The sequence below is a fragment of the Zeaxanthinibacter sp. PT1 genome (assembly GCF_028464225.1).
Lineage (GTDB): Bacteria > Bacteroidota > Bacteroidia > Flavobacteriales > Flavobacteriaceae > Zeaxanthinibacter.
In genome coordinates this window covers 1466537-1493006 of the sequence record NZ_JAQPCN010000001.1, presented here as the reverse complement: position 1 = coordinate 1493006, position 26470 = coordinate 1466537, and the positions used below count along the sequence as shown (strand labels likewise).

26 protein-coding genes are annotated in these 26470 nt (G+C 44.0%); 18 read left to right on the top strand and 8 right to left on the bottom strand.

Annotation, left to right across the window (positions count from 1 at the left end):
- Positions 1-3 precede the first annotated feature (3 nt).
- From PP178_RS06530 to PP178_RS06465, 14 genes are all read left to right on the top strand, one after another.
- Positions 4-1587 (top strand): 4Fe-4S binding protein, encoded by a 1584-nt coding sequence (locus PP178_RS06530; protein WP_272593504.1) that lies wholly within the window; start codon positions 4-6, stop codon positions 1585-1587.
- A 204-nt stretch (positions 1588-1791) separates the two neighbouring features.
- Positions 1792-2481 carry a glycosyltransferase family 2 protein gene (locus PP178_RS06525; protein WP_272593503.1) on the top strand — a complete coding sequence of 230 codons (690 nt, stop codon included), beginning with the start codon at positions 1792-1794 and terminating at the stop codon, positions 2479-2481.
- A 4-nt stretch (positions 2482-2485) separates the two neighbouring features.
- Positions 2486-3970: a cellulose synthase family protein gene (locus tag PP178_RS06520; RefSeq protein ID WP_272593502.1), complete on the top strand. Its 1485-nt coding sequence runs from the start codon at positions 2486-2488 to the stop codon at positions 3968-3970.
- A gap of 111 nt (positions 3971-4081) precedes the next feature.
- Positions 4082-5419, top strand: coding sequence for a polyprenol phosphomannose-dependent alpha 1,6 mannosyltransferase MptB (gene mptB, locus PP178_RS06515; protein ID WP_272593501.1), 1338 nt, complete (start codon positions 4082-4084; stop codon positions 5417-5419).
- Between the two features lie 236 nt (positions 5420-5655).
- Positions 5656-6276: a GNAT family N-acetyltransferase gene (locus PP178_RS06510; RefSeq protein WP_272593500.1), complete on the top strand. Its 621-nt coding sequence runs from the start codon at positions 5656-5658 to the stop codon at positions 6274-6276.
- Positions 6273-7460, top strand: a complete 1188-nt coding sequence (gene argG, locus PP178_RS06505) for an argininosuccinate synthase (protein WP_272593499.1) — start codon at positions 6273-6275, stop codon at positions 7458-7460. The genes PP178_RS06510 and argG overlap by 4 nt, the downstream gene beginning before the upstream one ends.
- On the top strand, positions 7457-8431 hold the full coding sequence (gene argC, locus PP178_RS06500) for an N-acetyl-gamma-glutamyl-phosphate reductase (protein ID WP_272593498.1): 975 nt from the start codon (positions 7457-7459) through the stop codon (positions 8429-8431). The genes argG and argC overlap by 4 nt, the downstream gene beginning before the upstream one ends.
- 26 nt (positions 8432-8457) lie before the next feature.
- Positions 8458-9252 carry a pyrroline-5-carboxylate reductase gene (gene proC, locus PP178_RS06495; protein WP_272593497.1) on the top strand — a complete coding sequence of 265 codons (795 nt, stop codon included), beginning with the start codon at positions 8458-8460 and terminating at the stop codon, positions 9250-9252.
- A 1-nt stretch (position 9253) separates the two neighbouring features.
- Positions 9254-10411, top strand: a complete 1158-nt coding sequence (locus PP178_RS06490) for an aspartate aminotransferase family protein (RefSeq protein ID WP_272593496.1) — start codon at positions 9254-9256, stop codon at positions 10409-10411.
- Between the two features lie 16 nt (positions 10412-10427).
- Positions 10428-11369 (top strand): acetylornithine carbamoyltransferase, encoded by a 942-nt coding sequence (locus PP178_RS06485; RefSeq protein ID WP_272593495.1) that lies wholly within the window; start codon positions 10428-10430, stop codon positions 11367-11369.
- Entirely contained in the window at positions 11366-12145 is a 780-nt protein-coding gene (gene argB / locus PP178_RS06480; RefSeq protein WP_272593494.1) for an acetylglutamate kinase, read from the top strand. Before PP178_RS06485 ends, argB begins: the two co-directional genes overlap by 4 nt.
- Positions 12142-13218, top strand: a complete 1077-nt coding sequence (locus PP178_RS06475) for a M20 family metallo-hydrolase (protein ID WP_272593493.1) — start codon at positions 12142-12144, stop codon at positions 13216-13218. The genes argB and PP178_RS06475 overlap by 4 nt, the downstream gene beginning before the upstream one ends.
- 24 nt (positions 13219-13242) lie before the next feature.
- Positions 13243-14520 carry an argininosuccinate lyase gene (gene argH / locus PP178_RS06470; protein WP_272593492.1) on the top strand — a complete coding sequence of 426 codons (1278 nt, stop codon included), beginning with the start codon at positions 13243-13245 and terminating at the stop codon, positions 14518-14520.
- Positions 14521-14566: 46 nt separating this feature from the next.
- Positions 14567-14998 carry a BLUF domain-containing protein gene (locus PP178_RS06465; RefSeq protein WP_272593491.1) on the top strand — a complete coding sequence of 144 codons (432 nt, stop codon included), beginning with the start codon at positions 14567-14569 and terminating at the stop codon, positions 14996-14998.
- 3 nt (positions 14999-15001) lie between these two features.
- Here the strand turns inward: PP178_RS06465 and PP178_RS06460 are convergent, their stop codons facing one another.
- From PP178_RS06460 to PP178_RS06450, 3 genes are all read right to left on the bottom strand, one after another.
- Positions 15002-15946: a pseudouridine synthase gene (locus PP178_RS06460; protein ID WP_272593490.1), complete on the bottom strand. Its 945-nt coding sequence runs from the start codon at positions 15944-15946 to the stop codon at positions 15002-15004.
- Between the two features lie 92 nt (positions 15947-16038).
- Positions 16039-16944, bottom strand: coding sequence for a geranylgeranylglycerol-phosphate geranylgeranyltransferase (locus tag PP178_RS06455; protein WP_272593489.1), 906 nt, complete (start codon positions 16942-16944; stop codon positions 16039-16041).
- Between the two features lie 8 nt (positions 16945-16952).
- Positions 16953-17891 (bottom strand): mevalonate kinase family protein, encoded by a 939-nt coding sequence (locus PP178_RS06450; RefSeq protein ID WP_272593488.1) that lies wholly within the window; start codon positions 17889-17891, stop codon positions 16953-16955.
- Positions 17892-18123: 232 nt separating this feature from the next.
- Here PP178_RS06450 and PP178_RS06445 point away from each other — a divergent pair, with 232 nt between their 5' ends.
- Positions 18124-18816, top strand: coding sequence for a hypothetical protein (locus tag PP178_RS06445; RefSeq protein ID WP_272593487.1), 693 nt, complete (start codon positions 18124-18126; stop codon positions 18814-18816).
- Between the two features lie 17 nt (positions 18817-18833).
- Here PP178_RS06445 and PP178_RS06440 read toward each other — a convergent pair whose 3' ends face one another.
- Entirely contained in the window at positions 18834-19916 is a 1083-nt protein-coding gene (locus PP178_RS06440; protein WP_272593486.1) for a diphosphomevalonate/mevalonate 3,5-bisphosphate decarboxylase family protein, read from the bottom strand.
- Between the two features lie 88 nt (positions 19917-20004).
- Between PP178_RS06440 and PP178_RS06435 the strand changes: the two genes are divergently transcribed.
- Entirely contained in the window at positions 20005-20478 is a 474-nt protein-coding gene (locus PP178_RS06435) for a TspO/MBR family protein (RefSeq protein ID WP_272593485.1), read from the top strand.
- Position 20479: 1 nt separating this feature from the next.
- Here PP178_RS06435 and PP178_RS06430 read toward each other — a convergent pair whose 3' ends face one another.
- A complete protein-coding gene (locus tag PP178_RS06430) occupies positions 20480-21163 on the bottom strand; it encodes a DUF1697 domain-containing protein (protein ID WP_272593484.1) in 684 nt (227 codons plus the stop codon).
- On the opposite strand from PP178_RS06430, the gene PP178_RS06425 reads away from it, so the two are divergent.
- A complete protein-coding gene (locus PP178_RS06425) occupies positions 21154-21882 on the top strand; it encodes an MIP/aquaporin family protein (protein WP_272593483.1) in 729 nt (242 codons plus the stop codon). The genes PP178_RS06430 and PP178_RS06425 overlap by 10 nt on opposite strands.
- A gap of 4 nt (positions 21883-21886) precedes the next feature.
- Here PP178_RS06425 and PP178_RS06420 read toward each other — a convergent pair whose 3' ends face one another.
- Positions 21887-23137, bottom strand: coding sequence for an NAD(P)/FAD-dependent oxidoreductase (locus tag PP178_RS06420; protein WP_272593482.1), 1251 nt, complete (start codon positions 23135-23137; stop codon positions 21887-21889).
- Positions 23137-23817, bottom strand: a complete 681-nt coding sequence (locus PP178_RS06415) for a glycerophosphodiester phosphodiesterase (protein WP_272593481.1) — start codon at positions 23815-23817, stop codon at positions 23137-23139. Before PP178_RS06415 ends, PP178_RS06420 begins: the two co-directional genes overlap by 1 nt.
- A 294-nt stretch (positions 23818-24111) precedes the next feature.
- Between PP178_RS06415 and PP178_RS06410 the strand changes: the two genes are divergently transcribed.
- Entirely contained in the window at positions 24112-24534 is a 423-nt protein-coding gene (locus tag PP178_RS06410; RefSeq protein WP_272593480.1) for a hypothetical protein, read from the top strand.
- Between the two features lie 43 nt (positions 24535-24577).
- Here the strand turns inward: PP178_RS06410 and PP178_RS06405 are convergent, their stop codons facing one another.
- Complete coding sequence (locus tag PP178_RS06405) at positions 24578-26464, bottom strand: alpha-amylase family protein (RefSeq protein ID WP_430974695.1); 1887 nt, start codon at positions 26462-26464, stop codon at positions 24578-24580.
- Positions 26465-26470: the final 6 nt, after the last annotated feature.

The window sequence follows — 26470 nt, the reverse complement described above, 5'->3', positions numbered from 1 at the left end:
TTTATGGAGACCACAGAGCAAAGTATGTCGCTTGCCGGGCACCCCCCAAAAGCATTGAACACAGCCCAAAAATTAGCCACCGCACTTGGCCTTTCCGGCTTACTCATTATGCTGCTGGCCATATTCAATGTCAATTTCCCGAATAAAACGCTATGGTTAACCATATCCTTAATGGCAATTAGTATTGGGATCATTTGGTTTTCGCAGCAGGCATATGCACATAGCCAGGCCGGGATAAAGAACGATGGTGTATGGTTTAAGTCGATTTCAGGCAGGGGGCTTTGGGCCTGGATGTTGGGAATCGTACTCACAGGATTCTATATCATACTATATTTCTATCCTCAATACCTGGGATTACGGCAAGGACAGGACAATACCGGGGTAATAGCACTTTTTGACCCCCTCAGCCGACTACTTAGTGGAAACCCGGCCAGCCAATGGTTCGTTTACGGCACTCTCTATACCGTGGCTATCCTGGCTTTTGGTATTAAGTTCATACTGAAATACAGGCATAATCGTTACGAGATCCTACGCACGTACAGCGTTATGTTTTATCAGACGGGATTTGCTTTTCTCATCCCGGAATTTATGGCCCGCTTAAATGGAGACCTTCCTTATTACGACCTGAAGAACATCTGGCCCCTTAACTATTACAACTTTGAACAATATCGCGTAAACGCCTTTATAGATGCAGGCAACATTGGTGTTGCAATGTTGATATTCGGGGTGTTGTCTATTTTTGTGATCACCCCCATCCTGACATTCAAGTATGGTAAGCGCTGGTACTGTTCCTGGGTTTGCGGATGCGGTGGGCTGGCAGAAACTGCAGGTGACCCATTCCGTCATCTCAGCGATAAACGTATGGTCGCCTGGAAGATAGAGAGATGGGTTGTTCACAGTGTCGTGGTATTTGTTACGTTGATGACCACAGCCGTTATTTACTCTTACCTCGGTGATGACAGCAGTAAATACTGGTTGACTCGAGATGTTTTCCTCATCGGTGTGGCCTTGCTGCTGACCCTGGTATTTGCATGGGCAATGATCTTCAGGAGAAACCAGTTAAAAAAGGATGCACAATACGGCGCCATAGGATATTTCGTGATCATTATAGCACTGGTAGGCCTTCATTACTTCAGCGGTAATAACCAGGTGTTCCTTTTTTCTTCCGGCACCTTACGAAAGACTTACGGCTTCCTGATAGGCAGTATTTTCTCCGGGGTTATCGGGACGGGTTTCTATCCGATTTTCGGCAATAGGGTATGGTGCAGGTTTGGTTGCCCAATGGCAGCCATACTTGGATTCCAACAACGGCTGTTCTCCAGGTTCCGGATCACTACCAATGGCGGTCAATGTATTTCCTGTGGAAATTGCTCTACCTATTGTGAAATGGGTATAGATGTGAGGGCATACGCTCAAAAAGGCGAAAATATAGTGCGTTCTAGCTGTGTGGGCTGCGGTATATGTTCTGCCGTCTGCCCACGAGGTGTACTCAAGCTTGAAAATGGTCCTTTAGAAGGTAGGATTAACAGCACAGAAGTACTACTGGGGAATGATGTAGACCTCATGGACCTGGTGAACAGGAAGTAACCTTTTACTTTTCAACCACTTGCGTTTTACAAATAATTTTTAACTGAAAGCCTTAAGTTCTGGAGATAATACTACTTTTGACACGCCAATCAAATTTGAAAAACCAAGTTCTCTGAATTTACTGCACCACCGTTTTCCAACAGAATCACCAATGCGAACTCCTCGCTTTTCACAAATGAGAAAAGCTGTTCAGAATCCCCTGCTATGCCAGACATTAAGGTCGTAATTCCAGCTTTTAACGAAGAAGATTCCATTACAAAAGTACTGGCGGAAATTCCCACAAGGGTATCCGAAGTGATCGTTGTCAGCAATGCTTCTACAGATAACACTGCAGCCAGGGCTAAGGCAGCGGGCGCAACAGTGTTGACCGAAGACAGGCAAGGCTATGGTTATGCCTGCCTAAAAGGAATTAATTATATAAGCGGCCAATCCAAACCACCCGATATTATCGTATTTATGGACGCCGATTATTCTGATTACCCTGAAGAGTTGCACAAGTTGGTTATGCCGATTGAAAAAGGAGCTTATGATATGGTAATTGGTGCACGCGTAAAAGAGAAACGAGAACCCGGATCCATGACTCCGCAACAGTTGTTTGGAAACTGGCTGGCAACGTTCTTGATGAAATTATTTTTTGGAGCAAAGTACACAGACCTGGGGCCTTTCAGGGCCATTAGATACGACAAATTAATGTTGTTGAACATGGAAGATAAGACCTATGGATGGACTGTTGAAATGCAACTGAAAGCACTGAAACATAAACTGGCATATATCGAAGTACCAGTGGGTTACAGGAAAAGAATTGGCATATCCAAGGTGTCCGGTACCGTAAAAGGTACTATATTTGCAGGCGTTAAAATCCTTGGTTGGATATTTAAATACAGTTTTAAATAAATAAATGGGACTAACAATCACTTACATCATCATCGCAATCTACAGTATTGCATTGTTGTTAATTTTCTTTTACAGCCTGGCTCAGTTGAACCTGCTGGTCAATTACCTGGGCAACAAAAAAGTAAATGCCTTTGCTCCGAAATTTAATCTTTTGGATCCCAAAGAAATTCCTTTTGTTACCATTCAGCTACCCATCTATAACGAAGAGTACGTCGTAGAACGGTTATTAGAGAACATTGCTAAAATAGAATATCCTACCAACAAACTGGAAATCCAGGTACTGGATGATTCCACGGACGATTCTGTACATGATACAGCAGCGCGCATAAAAGCACTACAAGAAACCGGTCTTGATATCCAGCACATACGCAGGGAGAATCGGTCTGGCTTTAAAGCAGGTGCTCTGAAAGAAGGTTTAAAGATCGCCAAAGGTGACTTTATCGCCATTTTTGATGCAGATTTTCTTCCCTCCTCGGACTGGCTTAAGAAGACGGTTATCTATTTCAAAGATGCTGAGATCGGTGTAGTACAAACACGCTGGGGCCACATCAACAGGGACTATTCTACCCTGACCAGGATACAGGCATTTGCATTGGATGCCCACTTTACCCTGGAACAGGTAGGAAGAAATGCTAAAGGTCACTTTATCAATTTTAACGGTACTGCAGGTATCTGGAGAAAAGAGTGTATCCTGGACGCAGGAAACTGGGAAGGAGATACCCTGACAGAAGACCTGGATCTGAGCTACCGTGCTCAGTTGAAGAATTGGAAATTCAAATACCTGGAAGACGTTGAAACTCCTGCTGAACTTCCCGTGGTCATTAGTGCTGCTCGTTCTCAGCAATTTCGCTGGAATAAAGGAGGCGCAGAAAACTTTAAAAAGACTGTCTGGAGTGTTATCAAGGCCAAGAATATCCCTTTTAAAACCAAGTTCCACGGAGTGATGCATTTATTGAACAGCTCCATGTTCCTTTGCGTATTTCTAGTGGCTCTATTAAGTATTCCCATGCTGTACATTAAAAATATGTATGGTCACCTGGGCTGGATTTTTGAAGTAACCAGCTTTTTTATCGTCAGTACTATTATTCTCTTTATTTGCTATTGGTTTACGTATAAGAGTATACAGGGAAGTAGTTTTGATAATTTTGTGGATTATATAAAACTCTTTTTCACTTTCTTCTCGGTGGCATTAGGTTTTTCTCTGCACAATACCGTAGCTGTTCTGGAAGGGCATATGGGTAAAAGGAGTGAGTTTGTAAGAACCCCAAAGTTCAACATCAACAATTTAACCGATACTTGGAAAGGAAACAAATACCTGACCACCAAGCTATCGCCAAACATGATCCTGGAATTCGGTTTAATGATTTACTTCCTTTTCGGAATGTACAGCGCTATCCCGCTTAATGATTTCGGGCTGTTCCCCTTCCACTTCATGTTATTCCTAGGTTTTGGCTTTGTATTCTTTAAGTCACTTACCTCCAAAGCATAGATTCTAAGGCCCCACTAAGGGGCCTTTTTATTTCTTCACTGCCACTGCTATAGTAAATAATTATATTTTTAATATTTTCGGTACCCACTAAACCAACTAACCTTTATTTATATGCTTGGCAGGGCTGTTTCTTACTGGAATCTTCATAGGTTCCCCCTGCTCATGGTTTTATCCGGCCTGCTGTTTTATTGGGTGGCAGGATACGCCCTGGAACGGGAAGATACCATCCGCTTTTTTTGCCTTTATGCTGCACTTTTTTTCTTTTGTTTTAAACTGATACAGTTTGAAAAATGGAACTACAGGTTCTTATTGGTAAGCGGAATCCTTTTCCGCCTGGCACTGCTATTCGCGGTGCCCAACCTTTCCCAGGATTTCTACAGGTTCCTGTGGGACGGCCACTTGGTCCTGGATGGTTTAAACCCTTACCTGAATAAACCTGACGACCTGATCACTCAACTGGGCACCGATCCTTATTTCGCCGCTCTTCATACTGCTATGGGGGATCTCAGCGCGGGAAATTTTAGCAATTATCCACCCTTGAACCAGCTATTTTTCACAATCGCCGCACTTATTGGAGGGAAAAGTATATTAGGAGGAATACTTACCCTAAGATGTTTTATCATCATGGCCGATATAGGGATCATATACCTGGGACGTCTACTGCTCAAAAAAATGAACAGGTCTGCCCACCTTATATTTTGGTACTTCCTGAACCCCCTGGTAATCCTGGAATTAACAGGGAACCTGCATTTTGAAGGAGTTATGCTCTTTTTCATGGTAGCGGCTTTGTATTTGCTGATTGTAGGCCGTACTGCCCTCGCTTCCCTACTTTATGGCGCCTCGGTGGTCGTTAAGCTGATTCCGATGATGCTCTTACCGCTTTACTTTACAGCATTGGGCCTACGCAAAAGCATCTTGTTCTACCTTGGTGTTACAGGAGTTGTGGTCTTGAGCTTCCTTTATTTTTACACACCCGAATTCCTCCCCAATTATCTGGATACTATCCGGCTGTGGTTCTCAAATTTCGAATTCAATGCGGGCATTTACAATGCCTTGAAACAGATTGCCATACAATTTGATGCAAAACCCTGGGAATTGATCCAATGGTATGGTAACCTTATTCCGTACCTGACTGTAGCTTTGGTGATCTTCTATACATTTTACAAGAGAGATTCGTCCCTCCCCCACCTCATCAACTCTATGTTATGGGTAATGGTTATCTATTATCTGTTAGCCCCTGTTGTTCACCCATGGTATCTTATAGTGCCTTTATTACTCAGTATTTTTACTCCCTACCGATTCCCTATCGTTTGGTCTGCGGTAGCCATCCTAAGTTATACCGCTTACGCAAATCCGGATTTCAAAGAAAATATGCTGGCCATCTCGATTGAGTATTTAGCAGTTTTAGGAATGATGAGCTATGAATTATTCAGAAAGAGACGAGGATAAATCCTAATCCCCAAAAATTGAGCGGATTACGAGGTCAATTCAATTTAATTTGTACTTTTGATTTCAATGAACAATAAAGCATATAACTTTTTGATTTCCGGGAGCTCTTTCCCGGTAACCCGCTTTGTGCGCACACGCCGCCCGTAAGGGTGCGCTTCTTCTTTGGAAATAGGTGAGTCCATTTCCGCAAAATCAACAAACTTCTTTCTTTTAATTTTTTCAACCCATTTTTGGCAATGAAAATTGTTATTGCTAACGAATCACATATCAAGTATGCCCAGGTCATCGCAGATACCATCTCGGAATCGGCCAAGGTAAGAGGTACCGGGATTGCAAAACGCAGTCCGGAATATATCGTGAAGAGGCTCGTCAACGGCAACGCCATAATAGCATTGGATGGGGATACTTTTGCCGGCTTCTGTTATATCGAAGTTTGGGGGCACCAGAAATTTGTAGCCAATTCCGGCTTAATTGTACATCCCGACTTCAGGAATCAGGGGCTTGCCAAAAAGATCAAGAAAGCCATCTTTGAGTTGTCCCGGACCAAATTCCCGGATGCAAAAATTTTTGGTATTACTACGGGGCTCGCCGTAATGAAAATGAACTACGAGCTGGGTTATAAACCCGTGACATTTTCCGAACTTACCGATGACCCCGAATTCTGGAAAGGATGCCAGACCTGCAAGAACTTCGATATTCTCACGAGGACAGAACAGAAGATGTGTCTCTGTACAGGTATGTTATATGATCCTGCCCTGCAAAAGACAACTCCCCCGAAGAAGGAAGTAAACAGTAAAGCATTTAAAAGATTAAAAAGCATCAAGGAACAGTTGTTTCTCAAAAAAAAAGAATCATGAAAAAATTAGTATTGGCATATAGTGGCGGACTGGATACATCTTACTGCGCTAAATACCTTTCAGAAGACCAAGGCTACGAGGTCCATGCCGTAACTGTGAATACCGGCGGTTTTGGAGATGAGGAAATTGAAGACATACAAAAGAAGGCATTGCAACTGGGAGCCAAGGATTACCAGTGTATAGACGCCCTACAGTCTTTTTACGAGAAGGTGGTAAAATACCTGGTATTCGGAAATGTCCTCAGGAATAATACATATCCTTTATCGGTTAGTGCAGAACGTATAGTCCAGGCTGTAGAAATCGTGAATTATGCAAAATCTATCGGAGCCGATGCTATTGCACACGGCAGTACTGGCGCAGGGAATGACCAGGTGCGATTTGATATGATTTTCCAGATCATGGCCCCGGATATCGAGATCATAACCCCAATCCGGGATTTAAGATTATCCAGGGAAGAGGAGATCAGTTATCTTAAAGCTCACGGGATGGATGCCTCCTGGGAAAAATCCAAGTATTCTGTCAACAAGGGACTTTGGGGCACCTCTGTAGGAGGTGCAGAAACCCTTACTTCGGAGAAACCACTCCCCTCGAACGCTTACCCCAGTCAACTTACAGCATCAGCGTCGCAAGATATTACCCTTACCTTTAAATATGGAGAGTTGACTGCATTAAACGGGGAAACAGGAGACCCGGTAAAAAACATCATGAAGTTGGAGAAGATTGCTTCAGCCTTCGCCATTGGCCGGGATATTCATGTCGGGGACACTATCATAGGTATTAAAGGCAGGGTAGGTTTTGAAGCAGCGGCACCACTAATCATTATTAAAGCTCATCACTTGTTAGAAAAACATACCCTGAGCAAATGGCAGCAATTTCAGAAAGAGCAACTGGCCAATTTTTATGGCATGCTGCTTCATGAAGGAAATTACCTGGATGAAGTTATGAGGAACATTGAAGCATTCCTGCAGGACACTCAGAAACACGTTTCGGGGACCGTATCCGTCAGCCTTCACCCTTATCGATTTGAGCTAAACGGGATTACTTCCAAACACGATCTCATGAATGCTTCCTTCGGGCAGTACGGTGAAATGAATAAAGCATGGACCGCTGCAGATGCCAAAGGATTTATAAAAATATTATCTAACCAGGGGAAGATCGCAAATCACGTAAATCAACAATCATGATCAAAGCAGGTATTATAGGCGGATCGGGATACACCGGTGGCGAACTGATCAGGATCCTTTTGGCACATCCGATTACGGAAATTTCATTTGTATACAGCACTACTCGAGCGGGGAAAAGAATTTCTGATACTCACCCGGATCTCCTAGGAAATTTTGATATGGTTTTCTCCGGGGATATAGATCCTGACGTGGATGTAGTATTTCTTTGCCTGGGCCACGGTAATTCTACCACCTTCCTAAAGTCTAATAGTTTTTCAGAACGAACCAAAGTAATCGATCTCAGCAATGACTTCAGGCTGTCCGCGGATGCATCCCTTAATGGACGTGACTTTGTTTATGGATTGCCTGAACTGAATAAAGATAAAATCAAACATGCGGATCACATTGCTAATCCCGGGTGTTTCGCCACAGCAATACAGTTGGCCTTGCTTCCTTTGGCTCATGACAATTCGCTCAATAATGATGTCCATGTAAATGCTATGACAGGAAGTACCGGTGCCGGGGTAGCCACTTCTGCCACAACACATTTTAGCTGGAGAAATAATAATATCTCTTGGTATAAGCCTTTCACCCATCAGCATATGGATGAGATCAGCGAAAGCCTGCAAGCGCTGCAAGGCAGTATTCCCGCGATTCATTTTTTACCGATGCGAGGAAATTTTAGCAGGGGTATTTTTGCCACCGCTTATTTGAAATATGACGATAGCCTGGAAACAGCAACAGCTCTTTTTAAAGCGTTCTACAAGGATGCAGCATTCACTCATGTCTCTGATCAACCAGTAGACCTTAAACAAGTGGTCAATACCAACCATTGCCATGTTCACCTTCACAAGCACCAAGGACTTTTATTGATCACTTCTGTCATCGATAACTTATTAAAAGGAGCGTCCGGGCAAGCCGTTCAGAATATGAACCTGATGTTTGGTATCGAGGAAGGAACAGGTCTGCAATTAAAAGCCGGGGTGTTCTAATGATAATCAACCATAAATGATAAACCATGAAAATAGCCATAATAGGTACAGGTAACCTCGGAATATCCATTGCCAAGGGCATACTCCACAGCAACGGGGCTACCAGTATGTACCTTACCAAAAGAAACCTGGAAGAAATCCGGTCTTTTGAGAAATACGGCAATGTGACCATCACCTCGGATAACCGGGAGGCGGTCAGTAAATCTGACATTCTCATCTTTGCAGTGCAACCCCGTCATTTTGCTGCTATCCTGGAAGAATCCAAGGATCTGCTCACCGAAAAGCACGTTCTTATTAGTACGATTACCGGTTTTAGTATAGAAGCCATGGAAACCATTGTAGGGAAATCCAGGTATATTATCCGGAGCATGCCGAACACTGCAATCTCCGTTGGTGAATCCATGACCTGTCTATGTACTAACGAGGCAGGGAAAAAACGAATAGATTTAGCCAAAGCTATTTTCAACAGGATGGGGCATTCCATGGAAATTCCCGAAAACAGGATGCAGGCAGCCACCGTCATCTGTGCCAGTGGAATAGCCTTTTGGATGCGCCTGATCAGGGCAACAACACAAGGAGCCATACAGTTGGGATTTGATGCCAAGGAAGCCCAGGAACTGGCCATGCATACCTGCCACGGGGCGGCAAGCCTTCTGATTGACACCGGGAATCACCCGGAGCAGGAAATCGATAAGGTAACCACCCCAATGGGTTGTACCATAGAAGGGCTGAACGAAATGGAGCACCAGGGCTTAAGTTCCTCCTTGATCAGGGGAATTATAGCTTCTCACGAAAAGATCAACCAGATCAAAAAAGGATAAGATGGAATTATTTGATGTATACCCCTTATACGACGTGACCCCGGTAAAAGCCAGTGGGTCTACCGTAACAGATGCAGAGGGCAAAGAATACCTGGATCTCTATGGGGGACATGCGGTTATCTCTATTGGTCACTCTCACCCGCACTATGTGAAGAGGATTAGAGAACAATTGGATAAGATCGGGTTTTATAGCAACTCGATCATTAACCCGCTACAGCAGCAACTCGCCAGGGAACTGGGACGGATTTCGGGTTGCGAGGATTATAAACTCTTTATGTGTAATTCAGGTGCAGAAGCCAACGAAAATGCTTTAAAGTTAGCATCCTTTACCACTGCTAAAGCCAGAGTAATCGCTTTCAGGAATAGTTTTCACGGTAGAACCTCTGCAGCGGTAGCTGCTACGGACAACCACAAGATCCACGCCCCGATCAATGCCCAGCAACAAGTTAGCTTTGTTCCCTTTGATGACATAGCCGCTTTTAAAACTGCCTTAGAAGGAGACGATATCTGTGCCGTGATCATTGAAGCCATTCAGGGTGTGGGAGGGCTGGATGAACCCTCTCCTGAATTCTATACAGAAATAGCCCGCCTGTGCAAAGAGAACGGGGTAATTCTAATAGCGGACGAGGTACAGTCTGGTTTTGGTAGAAGTGGAAAATTCTTCAGTTTCCAGCATTTTGGAATAAGGCCTGATATCATCAGCATCGCGAAGGGAATGGGGAATGGTTTTCCGGTGGGAGGGATCTTAGTAGCCCCGGAAATACAGGCGGTTCACGGCATGTTGGGTACTACATTTGGAGGTAATCACCTGGCATGTGCTGCCACGCTGGCTGTCCTGGAAGTTATAGAAGAAGAGCAATTGATCAGGCATGCCGGGCTCATGGAAAAGTATTTCAGGATAAAGTCAGAGGGATTATCCTTCCTGAAATCGGTTAAGGGTAAGGGGCTGATGTTGGGGCTCGAATTTGATTTTGAAGTCGCACAACTCAGGAAAAATCTCATTTACAGGCAGCACATTTTTACAGGAGGCGCCAGTAATAGAAAGGTTCTTCGCATCCTGCCTGCACTGAATATAGATAAAGAGGCTATAGACCGCTTCTTCGAGGCTTTACGAACAGAATTGAACTATATTGAAGAAGACCGGTTAAAAGGTCAGTAAAACTGAATTATACCCGATGAAATATTTTCTTTCCTTACAGCAAATCCGATCGCTACCAGAATGGGTCTCAGAAGCCAGGGATCTGAAGAAAGATCCTTACAGGGATCAATCCTTAGGAAAAAATAAGGTGCTCTGCCTTCTCTTTTTTAATAATAGCCTGCGTACACGTCTCAGCACACAGAAAGCGGCACTACACCTCGGGATGGAGGTTATCGTGATGAATTTTGGAAGTGAGGGATGGGTTCTCGAATACGAAGACGGAAGCGTTATGGACCAGGGCTCGGCTGAGCACGTAAGGGAAGCAGCACAAGTAATTGCCCAGTATTGCGATATAGTAGGAATTCGCGCATTTGCAGAATTAAAAGACAGGAAGCTTGACCAGGCTGAGCAGATCATTACTGCCTTTGCCAAATTTTCCGGCATCCCGGTTGTTAACCTGGAAAGTTCGGTCGGTCATCCATTGCAGGCCTTGGCCGATGCTATTACCTTAGCGGAGAACAACACGCTTAAGCGCCCAAAAATAGTGCTGTCATGGGCACCTCACCCGAGACCTCTCCCCCATGCAGTTGCAAATTCCTTTATCGAAATGATGAAAAAACAACAGGGAGCCGAATTCATCATTACAAACCCCCCTGGATATGACCTTGACCCGGGAATACGCGAGGGTATCACTGTAGAACATGACCAGTCCAAAGCTTTAGCAGGAGCCGACTTTATCTACGCAAAAAACTGGAGCAGCTTTGAACATTACGGGCAAGTGCTGAGCCAGGATAAGGATTGGATGATCACCATGGAAAAACTGGGAAAAGCACGTTTTATGCACTGCCTTCCGGTTCGAAGAAACATGGTGGTAGAAGATGCCGTACTCAACAGCCAAAGTTCATTAGTCATACAACAGGCCAACAACAGGACCTACGCTGCCCAGATTGTACTTAAAAAACTATTACAGCACTTATGAAACCCCAACTGTCCATTGTAAAAATAGGAGGTAATATTATTGAATCACCGGAAGAGCTATCCGAGTTCCTATCATTGTTTGCGGCTTTACCCAATCCAAAAGTTCTGGTTCATGGTGGTGGGAAACGAGCCTCACAGATTGAAGCACGCTTAGGTCTAAGTCCGAAATTGCACCAAGGACGACGGATTACCGATAATGACAGCCTGGACGTCGTGGTTATGGTTTACGCAGGCTTGCTGAACAAGAATGTGGTGGCACACCTGCAGGCATTACAGTGTAATGCCATAGGGATGAGTGGTGCGGATGCAAATAGTATTCTCGCCGTCAAAAGACCGGTGAAAGATATAGACTATGGCTGGGCAGGGGATGTGACAAAAGTGAATTACAGGATTGTTGATAAACTGCTAAAAGCAGACCTGGTTCCTGTATTCTGTGCGCTGACCCATGACGGGAAAGGCCAATTGCTCAATACCAATGCAGATACTATTGCTTCGGAACTGGCAATTGGACTCAGTTCCCAGTACCAGACCACATTGTATTACTGCTTTGAGAAAAAAGGTGTACTGGCAGACGTCGCTGACGACAATTCTGTCATAAAACACATAGATGAAGCTGCTTACCTTAAGTTAAAAGCAGAAGGGGTTATTGCGGACGGAATGCTTCCAAAAATGGACAATTGTTTCCATGCCCTGTACAAGGACGTTTCTCGAGTCTGTATCGGGGACAAAGGCATGCTGCAAAAGAAAGCTGACAACTTTACAACCATCCAGCTATGAAAGAATCTACACTGAGCTTAAAGGAAACTGCCCTGGACCTGTTAAAGGAACTGATCTCTATCCAATCGTTCTCTTCAGAAGAGGATCAAACCGCCGATGCCATTGAGCGGTGGTTCCGTCTTAGGCGTATCCCTTCTAAAAGGGTTAAAAACAATGTCTATGCTTTTAATAAACATTATGACGATTCCAAGCCTACCTTATTACTTAATTCGCACCATGATACTGTGCATCCCAATGAAGCATACACCAGGGACCCATATAAAGCTGAAATTGAAAATGGAAGATTATATGGCCTGGGCAGTAATGATGCCGGGGGCGCATTAGTGTCCTTGCTCTCCACTTTCGCATTCTTCTATGATACCCAGGGAATGACCCATAACATCATTATAGTGGCCTCTGCAGAGGAAGAGAGTTCAGGACCGGACGGCCTCAATAGCATGTTGAAAATATTACCTCCTGTAGATGTCGCCATCGTGGGGGAACCTACCTTAATGCAACTGGCAATAGCAGAAAAAGGGCTGGTTGTCTTTGATGCCGAGGTAACGGGTACACCTTCCCATGCCGCTCATCCAAATAATGATAATGCTATTTATAATTGCATAGATACCTTAAAATGGTTCAGGGATTACACCTTTAAAGAAGTCTCACCTGTTCTGGGGCCTGTTAAAATGACAGTGACCCAGCTTAATGCGGGCAGCCAGCATAATGTAGTACCTGCCAAGGTTCATTTGGTAGTGGATGTCCGGGTAAACGATTGTTATAGCAACAAGGAGATTGCCAAAATACTAAGCGAAGAAGCACCCTGCCTGATGAAACCAAGGTCGTTACGCCTTAATTCATCATCCATAAGTAAAGATCATCCCTTAGTCCTTTCCGGGATAGGCCAGGGCCGGACCACCTATGGATCACCCACCTTGTCTGACCAGGCTACACTATCCTGCCAGTCCTTAAAATTGGGTCCTGGAGATAGTACCCGGTCACATTCGGCGAATGAATTTATTTATATCTCAGAGATCGAAGAGGGAATAGATTTATATATAAAGATACTCGAGGGCTTCCTGCTCCGTAATTAATTGACCATAATAAAATAGAGCCTTATGAAACTTTGGGACAAAGGTATCAGTACTGACAAAAAAATTGACCTGTTCACCGTAGGTAACGACCGTTCCCTGGATGAACAACTCGCACATTACGATGTAATCGCTTCAATAGCACATGCCAGGATGCTCGGGAAGATCGGGATGCTTAAAAATGAAGAAGTAGGCGCACTGGTGGAAGAACTGGAAAATATTGACAGGATAATAGCCGCAGGTGATTTTAAAATTGAGAATGACTTTGAAGATATGCATTCCAAAATTGAGTTCATGCTGACCGAGGCGCTTGGAGATATCGGCAAAAAAATTCATACAGCCCGCTCCAGGAACGACCAGGTTCTCGTCGCCATGCAATTGTTCCTGAAGGATGAACTGCAACACATGATGCAGGATACTAATGACCTGTTTAATTTACTGATGTCCCTGGCAGAAGAGCACAAAAACACCATGCTTCCCGGTTATACCCACCTACAGGTGGCCATGCCCTCCTCTTTCGGACTTTGGTTTTCCGCCTACGCCGAATGCCTGGTAGACGATATGTATTTTTTGAAAGCCGCTTTCAGGGTAGTGGACCAGAATCCGCTGGGAAGTGCTGCGGGATATGGAAGTTCATTTCCTATAGACCGGAGTTTTACCACACAAGAACTTGGATTTTCTACCCTTAAATACAATGTTGTTGCCGCACAGATGGGCAGGGGTAAAGTAGAAAGAGCAAGCTCGGAAGCCATGGCCATGCTGGCAAGTACTATAGCTAAGCTGGCTATGGATATCTGTCTCTACCTCAGTCAGAATTTTAATTTCATCTCCTTTCCTGATGAATTGACCACCGGGAGCAGCATAATGCCCCATAAAAAGAATCCCGATGTATTTGAGCTGATCAGGGCCAAATGCAACAAACTGCAATCTGTCCCTAACCAGATCGCTCTACTGACCACCAATCTCCCGTCCGGTTACCACAGGGATCTGCAATTACTTAAAGAGATCCTTCTCCCTGCCCTGCAGGAAATGAAATCCTGCCTGGAAATGATGCATTTCAGTCTTAAGTCCATCCAGGTGAACCCCACCATATTGGATGATTCTCGGTACGACTACCTCTTCAGTGTGGACACCCTGAATGAACAAGTGCTAAAAGGGGTTCCTTTTCGGGATGCCTACAAACAGATGGGTGAGGCCATCCAACGAGGCGAGTTCAAACCCCTGAAAACTGCTGCGCATACTCATGAAGGAAGTTTGGGGAATTTATGCCTGGACGAGATTTGGAAGAAAATGGAACAAGTTTAAATTTAATAGAGCTAAAATTTATATACAATTGGGTGTACATTGAGATATGTATTCCCTTGTATATAAATCAGTTGCGACCCCCTTATTCAACTTCAGGGATATTGATGTGCTTTTGGAAAGAGCGAGGGCTTACAACTCTAACCATGGCATTACGGGTTGTCTTTTATATCACAACGGTGAATTCATACAGTATTTAGAAGGTCCCCAGTTACAGGTCCTGAACTTATATGATAAGATCACCAAAGACCCCAGGCATACAAAAATCCAGTTATTATCTTACGGTGCAACCGAACACAGAGAATTTGATCAATGGGATATGGCCTTTGAAAATGTATACGGGGAAAATGCACAGCTCTATTACGTGCGACTGGCCTTGCAGAATTTCTACTTAAACCCCAAGCCCAATTATGATACCACCATAGTCTCCCGACAATTCTGGAAGAATGTTGGCAGTCTCTTAAACAGCAGTGTAGCCTAAGATTTAATTTATATTTTTCAGGTTGATCAATTCCTGCTCTGTCAGGTTCCTCCAATGTCCCCTGGGCAAGTCCTTCTTCGTAAGACCTGCAAAAACAACCCTGTCTAACTTTACAACATCGTACCCCAGGTGTTCAAAAATCCTCCTGACAATCCTGTTCCTCCCACTGTGAATCTGAATTCCTACTTCTTTTTTCGGAGCATTTTGCACATAAGAAACATCATCAACCTCTATAGGTCCATCTTCAAGGGTCAGGCCTTCCTGAATTTTTCTTAGATCTGCTGCAGTAAGGTTCTTATTGAGTTCTACGTGATAAATCTTGCGAACTTCGTGCTTAGGGTGGGTAAGTTTTTTTGTCAGATCACCATCATTGGTGAAAAGCAAAAGTCCCGTTGTATTCCTGTCTAACCTGCCTACAGGTAAGAGTCGGGCTTTTGAAGCATTAGAAATCAGCTCCATTACGGTCCGTCTTCCTTTTTCATCACTGGTAGTAGTGATAAAATTCTTAGGCTTATTCAACAAGACGTATTCTTTCTTCTCCCGGTTAAGTAACCTCCCGTCAAAGCGCACCTCGTCTCCGGGCTTCACTTTGTAGCCCATTTCAGAAATGGTTTCCCCGTTCACCGTTACATTTCCGGAAGCGATATAGGTATCCGCTTCACGGCGGGAACAAATCCCTGCATTAGCGATATAGCGATTCAGACGGATAAGGCTGGGATCCTTACTTTGTTTTGGAGCCGATTTTTTGGAAGCCGTCGGCCTTTGCCCTGGTTTCCGGTATGGCCTCTCCCCTCCTTTTCCAGCAGCCGATCTTTCTCCAAAGCTTTTCTTGGATTTGCTCCCGGACTTTCCACCGGGTGCTTCCCTTCGCTTTGATTTATTATCGCCGAATTTTCCCTTCCCTTTAGAAGCTGGTTTTCGACCTGAATTTGATTCTGAACTGCTCATAAACAATATTTTGGCAAAGGTAGGAAAATAGGGCTGTCTGCAATATATAGCGAGGATAAATTAATTGCTGTATTAACAAAAACCAGGGATAATCAGAAGAACCTGCTAAGGACGAGGTCTACATCGATAAGCAAGATGCTGAATACCCCCAAAACGATTATAAATTTCAGGATGTTATGCAGGTAGATAAAATGTTTTTTGGTCACGGACTTCCAAAGAAATAACAGGAAAATGATCAAAAAAACCACGCTGGCCATGAAATAGAGATACATTAAGCCTACCTCGAACCTGGTGATCAGTAATAAGGCAGGCAGTAAGGTGACCAGGATTAGAATACTGATACATATTTTAGAGAATCGCATCCCGTAAATAATGGGTACCGTACGGTAATTCTGGGCCATATCGCCGGAAATATTTTCTATATCCTTGATCATTTCTCGGGCCAGGATCAAAAGAAAAAGGAAAAGTGCATGCACAAAAATGACGCTGTCAAAATTCTTATAATATACAAATACGGCAAAGAAGGGTGCTATGGCGAGCATAGCGGATATAAAGTTTCCGATAAACGGCAGACGCTTTAGTTTATGCGAGTAGAGCCAAATCCCGAAAATATACACTGAAAAGAATACTACGGCTCTGAACGACACGTAACTGGCAAGGAACACCGAGATAAAGTTGAGTACGAAATAAGCGCTTAATTTCGTCCGCTGGGACACCAGGCGGTCCAGCATACTTTTCCTGGGTTTGTTGATCAGGTCTTTTTCAGAATCGTAGAAACTATTGATGATATACCCAGCTGCGATCACCAGCGCAGAAGCAGCGACAATTGCAAATAATTGACCGTCAAAAATAACCTGTTTCACAGGAAGAAACGGTGCCAGGATATAAATAGATGCTAAGTATTGGGCCAGTGCGATCATCAGGATGTTATACCCCCTGACGATAGAGAAAAGGCTTAATGCTTTTAATAGCAGTAGTTTGTTCTTTCTGCTAAGCATGGCGCTCCTTAGAAGTTGTAAACCACTTCCAGGCGATGCCCTTTAAGTGCAGCTTTCGCTTTTTCAAGGTCCTCGGTAAATCCAAGAATATAACCGCCTCCCCCGGAGCCACATAATTTCAGGTAATAAGCATTAGACTCTATGCCCTCTTTCCACAAGGTGTGAAACTCTTCCGGGATCATAGGCGTAAAGTGGTTCAGGACTACCCGGGAAAGTTGTTTCAAATTGCCGAAAAGGCTCTTGACATTTCCACTTATAAAATCTTCAACACAGGCGTCTGTGTGTTTAATGAATTGTTCTTTTAAAACAGTTCGGAAACCATCCTGTTTCATCTTCTCCATAAAGATCTGGACCATTGGTGCGGTTTCGCCCGTGATCCCACTATCTAAAAGGAATACAGCTCCCTTTCCTTCAGGATTCTGAGAAGGGATACTGGTAGATTCTATATTGTCTTGCGAGTTGATCAATATGGGTAAGCTCAGGTAACTGTTCAAAGGGTCAAGCCCTGAGGATTTCCCGTGGAAGAAAGATTCCATCTTTCCGAATATGGTTTTTAGCTGTACCAGTTTCTCCCTGGTAAGATTCTCTAGAACCGTAATCTTATCCAAGGCGTACTTATCATAAATAGCAGCTACCAGTGCGCCACTACTACCTATGCCATATCCCTGTGGGATAGAGCTGTCAAAATACATCCCGCCGGCGATATCAGTTCTGAGGGAATCCATATCAAACCTTACCAGGTCGGATTCTTCCTGCTGAAGGTTTTCCAGGTATTTCGCAAAATTCTTTAAACTGTCATTGGATTTCTTAGCTGCTTCAGAAAGGTTTTCATCCGTCTTTAGTGCCCCCTTAAAGAAATTATAGGGTATGGATAAACCTTTAGAATCCTTAATGATCCCATACTCTCCGAAGAGCAGGATCTTTGAGTAAAACAGGGGTCCTTTCATGGTAGAACTGGTCATATTACTTTACAAAAATACGACTAAATATGCTTCGTACAACGAATTAGGCCAAATCCGGAACAAAGTAGTCCTAAAGTTTTCAAAAAACTGAGGACAAATCAGGCACACCTAAGTCATTGCCCTTGAGTTGTTTATCATATTGAAAATCCAGTTCATCGATTTATTGATAAGATTTTGCACATAATTACGTTATTTATGCTACCAATCTTAACCTTCCATGTCTGTAAATCTATCCCCATACAACATCCTAAAGTACTTGCTGGGGTTTACCATTTTACTTTCAATCGGTAATTTATTCTCCATTGTTTCCAAACTGAATTCAGAGAATAGGGTTATTCTGTCCTTAGGTGAATTATTCGACTTTAATACCGAAGCTAATATTCCCACCTTATTTTCAACCCTTTTGATCTTATTGTGTTCTGCAGTCTTATTTTACATCTATAACAGCCTGGAAAAAGAGAGTAAAAGCAGGAAATCCTGGCTGATCCTCTCTGGGGTATTTCTATTTTTGGCCATGGATGAGACAGCCTCCATCCACGAAAGGTTAATCCCATTAATGCGTGAGAATTTCGACTTATCCGGTTACCTGTACTACGCCTGGATTATTCCGTATAGCATCCTCCTCGTTATCCTCGGGATAGTCCTGCTTCCATTTATGTATCGCCTGCCCCGTAAGATTCAATTCTTGTTCCTCTTGTCAGGTATCCTGTTTCTTTCCGGTTCCCTGGGAATGGAAATGCTTGGAGGTAAACAAAGTCAATTGATGGGTGAACAAAACTACACCTATGCCATCTACTACACCATTGAAGAATTCCTTGAAATGACAGGTATGACAACATTCTTATACGCCCTGCTTACCTATATTGTGCAGTATACATCTGCCACCAACCTGAAGGTGAATTTCAAGTAATTACCGCAACCATCAATTTAAAATGGCTGGGCTCCCAGCCCTACGCGGTCATGGATATATTGGCCGCCCTCGCAGAACCGCGCCAGTTCAGATTCGATCCATTTTTTAACCTCCTCTTCAATATTTCCAGGATACAGTAAGTGTACGTTAGCTCCTGCATCCAGGGTAAAGCAAACAGGACTACCAGTATCTTGTCTATACGCCCAGATCCTATTCAGGATTTCCAGGGTATTAGGTTTCATCAGCATAAAATAAGGGCTACTGGTCATCATCATAGCATGTAGGCTGAGCGCCTCAGATTCTACTATGTTGATAAACTGTTCCAGATTGCCTTCTCTAAAAACAGGCTCCAATTTTACCAGGTTCTCAGCTGCCTGCCTGAAACGATTTTCAGCAAAAGGGTGATGATGCATCAACTCGTGTCCTACAGTACTGCTTACCTGTTTTTTACCCTTGTCAACCAATAATATAGTATCCTGAAAATTTTTAAATATATCGTGTACAGGGAATGGATAGTTTACGGCGTAAAGATCAGAACTTCCGGGTATGGCTGTATGGTATCCCCATTGCATCAGGGGACCTTCCGTACTACGGCTGGCACTACCCGACCCCAGCCTGGAGAGAAATGAGGCTTTCTTCCTAAAATAGTCTTCATCCATAGCAGGAAAAAGGGCTCTTTCCATAGAAAGAAAGCAAAGAGACAAAGCAGCCATACCACTGGCCGAACTGGCAATACCACTACTATGTGGGAAAGAATTACTGGTTTCTATACGGTAAGAATACTGCCTGATGAAAGGGAGGTAAGGTTCTATCCGTTCTAAAAAAGTCTGAATTTTGGGACGAAAACTATCACTGGATTTTCCATCCAATGATATTGTAAAATGGAATTCCCCGGAAGTGGATTCCATGGGCACAAAGTGCAGACTAGTGCGAGTTGCACAATGATCCAGGGTAAAACTGACCGAGGGATTTGCCGGTATCTGCGGTGGACGCTTCCCCCAGTATTTTACTAATGCTATGTTACTTGGAGCCTTCCAATTAAAGGAGCCCCCCGGCAATTCATGATTAGGGAGTTTCCCTGTGAAATCATTTTCCTTCATACCCCGACAAATATAATGCATGCAATATTTTCGTCTCTATCTAATTAAATATATTTCCTAATTTAGTTCGGAAGATCCGGCAAAATCTATGAAGAAAAAATTGATATATATTCTTGTCTCGGTAAGTGTCTGCTTGCTGATTGGATTTCTTTCGGGTTACGCTACGCAATCATCTGTGGGCGACTGGTTTGCAGGACTGAACAAACCTTCTTTTAATCCTCCCAACTATGTGTTTGGCCCTGTTTGGACGATTCTTTATATTTTAATGGGCATTTCAGCCGGTATGGTCTGGTCTAAAGGTTTCCACCACCTTTGGGTGAAAACGGCTCTCTATCATTTTATATTTCAACTTCTTCTCAACGGGCTTTGGAGTATAGTCTTCTTTGGTTTTATGAACCCACTGGGTGGGCTTATCGTCATTTTGCTGCTTCTGGTTTTCATCGCGCTTACCTATAAATGGTTCAAAGTAGTAAGTAAAACAGCCGCATTACTCCTGGTCCCTTACTTCCTCTGGGTATGCTTTGCTACTGTTCTTAATTACCGCATCTGGATGCTGAACTAAGTTAACCCGGTTCTGCCCTCACAAAGCCCGATAACGTTCTGACAGTCCTGGCATTTCGTGTGGTCGCTTTCACTCCCAGGCGCTTTTCGAGGAAATTGTTGGTTACTACGGCACGACCGAACCCCCTCCTGCAATGCAGGTAAATATGGGTATCGTGAATTTCAAAGGATTCATTTTCAAAATCTGAACGCTTAAGTAGCTCTATAGCCCCGGAATCGGGCCTTTCCTCTAGAAAGACCACTCCCAGCTGTTTTTCGTCTATCTCCTGATTATTAAGGTAAGGATTTGATGTTGAAATTTTACAAAACTTCTCAGCAGTAAATATCATTACCACTGTGCTTACTTGGTGTTTATCCAGGATCAACTGTTCCATGGCCAACTTTAATTCCTGTACATCGGAAGATTTATGCCTGAAGACCAGGTTACCACTCTGAATATAGGTTTGCACCCCTTGCGCTCCCATTACGGCCATATTTGCAGCGAGCTCTTTCATTTTTAACCTGTTCTTTCCGCTGACGTTTACCGCTCTCAGCAAGGCGACATAATTGGGCATAAGGATGTTCTCTGGGGAGTTAATATAATAATTAATGTCCTCATCCATGCTGCGTATTATGAAGTAATCAAAAATTCTGCTACATTTAAGATCTACCATTAACCAACTAATACCAAATCTGAATGCATCCATTACTTGCCGAATTTATGGGGACTTTCCTGCTGATACTTTTAGGGTGTGGGGTTGTTGCCAATGTCATCCTTGAAGGTACCAAAGGACAGAACTCAGGTTGGATCGTCATCACTACAGCTTGGGCCTTTGCCGTATACATTGGTGTTGTGGTTGCTGCACCACACAGTGGCGCTCACCTTAACCCGGCTGTAACTGTTGGACTTGCTGTAGCTGGTCTCTTTCCCTGGATGGATGTTCCCCTATACATTCTGGCCCAGCTATTTGGCGCCATGGCCGGTAGTGGACTTGTATGGTTGATGCATAGAAATCATTTTGAAATCACAGAAGACAAATCCACTAAATTGGGGGTTTTCTCAACCATCCCGGCCATCAGGAACACCAAATACAATTTACTTAGTGAAGTTGTAGGCACTTTTGTACTGATATTCGCGGTGTTGTTTTTTACGGATGCTACCATAACCTCTACAGACACCCTGATAGGACTTGGTTCCTTAGGAGCCATCCCTGTAGCCTTTACCGTATGGGGTATAGGCCTCTCTCTTGGGGGTACTACCGGCTATGCTATTAATCCGGCGCGTGACCTGGGTCCACGGATCATGCATGCACTTTTACCCATCAAGGATAAAGGGACGAGTGACTGGAGTTATTCATGGATACCGGTGATCGGACCTATAATTGGCGGCACCCTGGCTGCGGTATTAGCGCTGCTGATCACTTAAGTCTTCAGGTTTCGGATATAGCCATGGCAGCAAGGTACGCACCGGTCCAGGCGTTTTGAAAATTATAGCCCCCTGTAACTGCATCCACGTTGATAACCTCTCCTGCCAGATAAAGCCCGGGATGTATTTTACTTTCATAACGCTGAAAATTGATCTCCTTAAGATCTACACCTCCGGCGGTAACGAATTCCTCCTTAAAAGTACTTTTTCCCCTTACATCAAATTCACTTCGCAGTATTTGTCCACTTAGATCTTGCAGCTGTTGTTTACTGAGTTCAGCCCAGTTAAGAGTTGGGCCTATTCCCGCACCTGCTACCAGGCGCGACCATAGGCGCTTGGGTATATCGATGGGATTCAATTTTTGAATGCCTTTCCTCGGGCTAACCGCTTTCTGATCCAGCAATAACTTTTCCAGGCTTGCAGGTGAATGACCGGGCAACCAATTTACCTCGATCTTAAAATGGTAATCGAGTTCATGTAATATTCTTGCTCCCCAAGCTGACAATTTGAGGATAGCCGGTCCACTTAACCCCCAATGAGTAATCAGGAGAGGCCCCTCGGCCTCAAGTCCGGAACCTTTAGGAATATTATTGGCAGTAACCACTTTTACTATGGCCTGGGTGCTGATACCGGGAATCCCCTCTATCCGGGGATCTTTGATATTGAATGTAAAGAGAGATGGAACGGGAGGAATAATCCGGTGACCTAACCCCTGGAGTAATTCCCACATTTTAGGACTGCTTCCAGTTGCTACGAGGATATTTTTCGCCATATAGGTTTGATCACTGGTCCTTACTGCCCAATACCCTGAATCCTCATTGTTTTTAATAGCTGATCGCTCAATATGCTGCACCCCTGCGCTCCGGTGGAGCTCTATCCCCAGCCTGCTCACTTCGCCCATCAGGCAATCTATGATCGTTTGTGAAGAATCCGTTACCGGGAACATCCTACCGTCTTCTTCCGTTTTCAGGGCTACCCCAAGCTCCTCAAAAAAGGCTTGTGTTTCACCACATGAATGCCCATAGAAAGGACCTAATAACTCTTTATTCCCCCTCGGGTAATGTCTTACTAATGCCTTAGGATCATATTGTGCATGGGTAACATTACAACGGCCACCCCCGGATATGCGCACCTTACTAAGAACCTGTTTACTGCGTTCCAGGATTAGCACACGGAATTCGGGTCGTTGTCGAGCCGCATGGATCGCACCATAAAAACCAGCCGCACCCCCACCGATGACAATTACATCATACATCAGCGAGCCCTTTCCGGGAAATCGGTAAAGATACCATCCACCCCAAGTTCTCTCATCCGGTCAATCTCTTCAGGCTCATTCACCGTCCAGGTAAGAACTTTAAATCCAGCATCGTGAATAGCTTTTACATTGGTGTCCTTTAACTTTTTATAGTGAGGATTTATAGCCACTGCGTTAAGTTCCCTGGCTACTTCAATAGCTTTCTCAGGATCCCCATCTGTAAGCACGGCAATGTCTACATCAGGATTGTTCTTGCGCATTTCTCTTAATTCATCCCATCGAAAACTGGAGATCAGGAAATCCTCGAGCTTCCAGCCCTGCTTCTCGATATAGTTCTCCATGATAAAATTAACCCGTCCGGCCGTATTGGTGCCCTTTAATTCTATGTTCAATTTCGTCTTATGATCTATTGTCCTTAAGACTTCCTGCAGCATAGGTATCTTATGACCTCCTTCCACGTCAAGACGTCTGAGCTCAACGAAATAATAAGATTCTATATCTCCTGCTCCGTTGGTCAGGCGTTCAAGCCTGTCATCATGAAATACCATGATCTCACCGCTTTTAATCCTGAAAACATCTATTTCGATCATATCCACTCCAAGTTCCATAGCTTTCTCAATAGAAGCCAGTGAATTCTCGGTTTCGTGCCCCATGGCACCTCTATGTCCTATGATCATCATGGGATCTTTGGTGTTGCAGTTTAAAAAAAGTAGGGAAATCAGTAAAATCTTAAAAGGGAAATTCCTTGCAAATTTGCGTGTAAACATGCGCTATTGTATTAGTCCGTATAACAGGTGTAATAGTAACCCGGCAGGGTCAAAAATACAATATGCAAATGAATTCTCTACGATCAATATAAGTAGCATTTTTTTGTTTAAGATTATGATATTCTTAATAATATTGATTCTGAGTGAGAATATGTTAAATTTATTTTCATACATTTAATTTATTATTAACCAACTAAACCAATTATTATGTTCTCTAAGCAGAATTTACTGGCCACTCTGGCCGGTTTCCTGGTTACCTTTTTATTGGGTTACCTTATCTGGGGATTTGCCACCGTTGATTTCTATGCGGAACACACGCTTGCCGATGTTTCGAAAGACCCTATGAACATAGGATTAATCGCCTTGGCCAATCTTATCGCGGCCTTTGCCTTAAGCACTATCTACGGCACCTATGCCCACGCAGCTCCCAGTGCGGGTAGCGGCTTCAAATTTGGAGCGTGGATCGGAGTTTTTACCGGGTTTGGCCTGGGATTATTGTGGTTTGCAACAACGGAGATCATGGACATGACAGGCACCATTGTAGAAGCGATCATCAATATTGTCTTCTATGGAATTGTTGGCGCCGTTATTGGCCTGGTATACCAGAAAACAGCACCTAAAGCAGCTTAAAAATCGTAATACACCTAGAGAACCCGGTAAACACCGGGTTTTTTTATTCCCCGACCTTAAATATAAAGGATTCGAGGGGTTTCAGGATAATGTCCACATCTGCTTTACCATCCTTAACCCTCAATGTTTTTTGCATTTCGCCATACAGCTGTTCTGATAATTTTAGATTACCCTCTTCCAACCCCCATTCCTGAACAAGCTCCGGGGGTAGCTTCAGGTTAAAACGATGGGTAGTAGCAGTATCAAAATTAGTAGTTATGATCAGCTTCTCATCATCCTTGTACCTTACGTAAGACAGCACCCTGTAATTATAATTCTCCGTGTTGTCACGGTTATAGTAATGAATATCCCTGTAAGCTCCCATCAACGCTTTACTCTGGATGGTGAAATTCAATAATCGCTTATAGAAGTCCCTGAGTTTCTTTTCCTCCTGGCTTAGCTGGCCCCCGTCAAACTTTCCATCATTCATCCACCGCTGGTGAGCCGGAACCCCTATATAATCAAAGATCGAAGTTCTGGTAGGTCTTCCAAAACCGGCATGTTCACGCGCAGGTTCTCCAACCTCCTGGCCAAAATATACCATGGTAGGCGAAGTGGTCATGGTTGCCGAAACCACCATTGCCGGTCGACCGATCTGGGCATCTCCGGCAAAGTCCGGACTGGCAATCCTCTGCTCGTCATGGTTCTCCAGGAAATGAAGCATATGATGCTCAATATCTTTAAGCCCATCCACCACCACCGGCATATGATCCGTCCATCCATGTCCCTGCATAATATGCTTAAGGCTGTCATAGAATTCTACCTTATCGTAGAGATAGTCCATTTTTCCCTTATGAATATAATCCCTGTAGAGTCCCGGATTATACACTTCAGCCAAAAGTACAGCCTCTGGATTCTTGTGCTTTATGTGCGAGTTCAAATAACTCCAAAAGGCGACCGGAACCATCTCTGCCATATCAAAACGGAAGCCATCAACGCCCATATCCAGCCAGTAAAGAGCAATGTCTCTGAATTTTATCCATGAAGAAGGTACATCTTTTCCTTCCCAGTACTGGTAATGCTCCCGGTGATCCTTGTGCTCGTATCCCTCCGGGAGAGTATCAAACTCGATACCACCATCAGGCCTGACCCCGTAATTGATTTTTACGGTCTCATACCAGTCGTCCAGGTCAGGTTTTGGTTTCCGGGCCCCGTTGCCGGTCCACTTTGCAGGAACCTCCCGGAATTTTCCATCCGCTGCAGGGTGCTTTTCACCGCCAAGGGGTCTATAGCTCCCTCGTCCGTCTGGCACCTGGAATTCCTGTCCCGGTAAATAATAAAAATTGTTATCCCTGCTGTAAGCTACTGAGGTATCATCATTTGCCCCAAAAGGCTGTGAGCCCTCAGGTGTACTTTTCCCCTCGTAAAACCTGGCCACGTGATTGGGCACAATATCAATTAACAATTTTAATCCAGCGTCATGAGTACGACCGATAAGATCTTTGAATTCCTGAAGGCGGTTAGCGGGATCTTCGGCCAGGTCCGGGTTAACGTTGTAATAATCCTTCACCGCATATGGTGAACCGGCCCTACCTTTAACTACATCAGGATCATCAGATGAGATCCCATGTTCACTGTAATCTGTTACTAAGGCATGATGAGGTACCCCGGTATACCAAATATGGGTTACCCCCAGGTCTACGATCTCTGCAAGTGCTTTTTCAGTGAAATCACTGAACTTTCCTACCCCGTTCTCCTCCAGTGTTCCCCAAGGTTTATTGGTGGTATTGGTATTTCCGAATAAACGGGTAAAAACCTGGTAAATGACAATTTTATGTTCCTTCTCCATAGTAGCACTGATCCCTTTAGCTTCCTCTTTCCGATTTTCCGGGCGGCAGGAAGCGAACAATACCGTCAGGAATACTAATAAACTTACAAATGTTTTGTACAAAAGCAG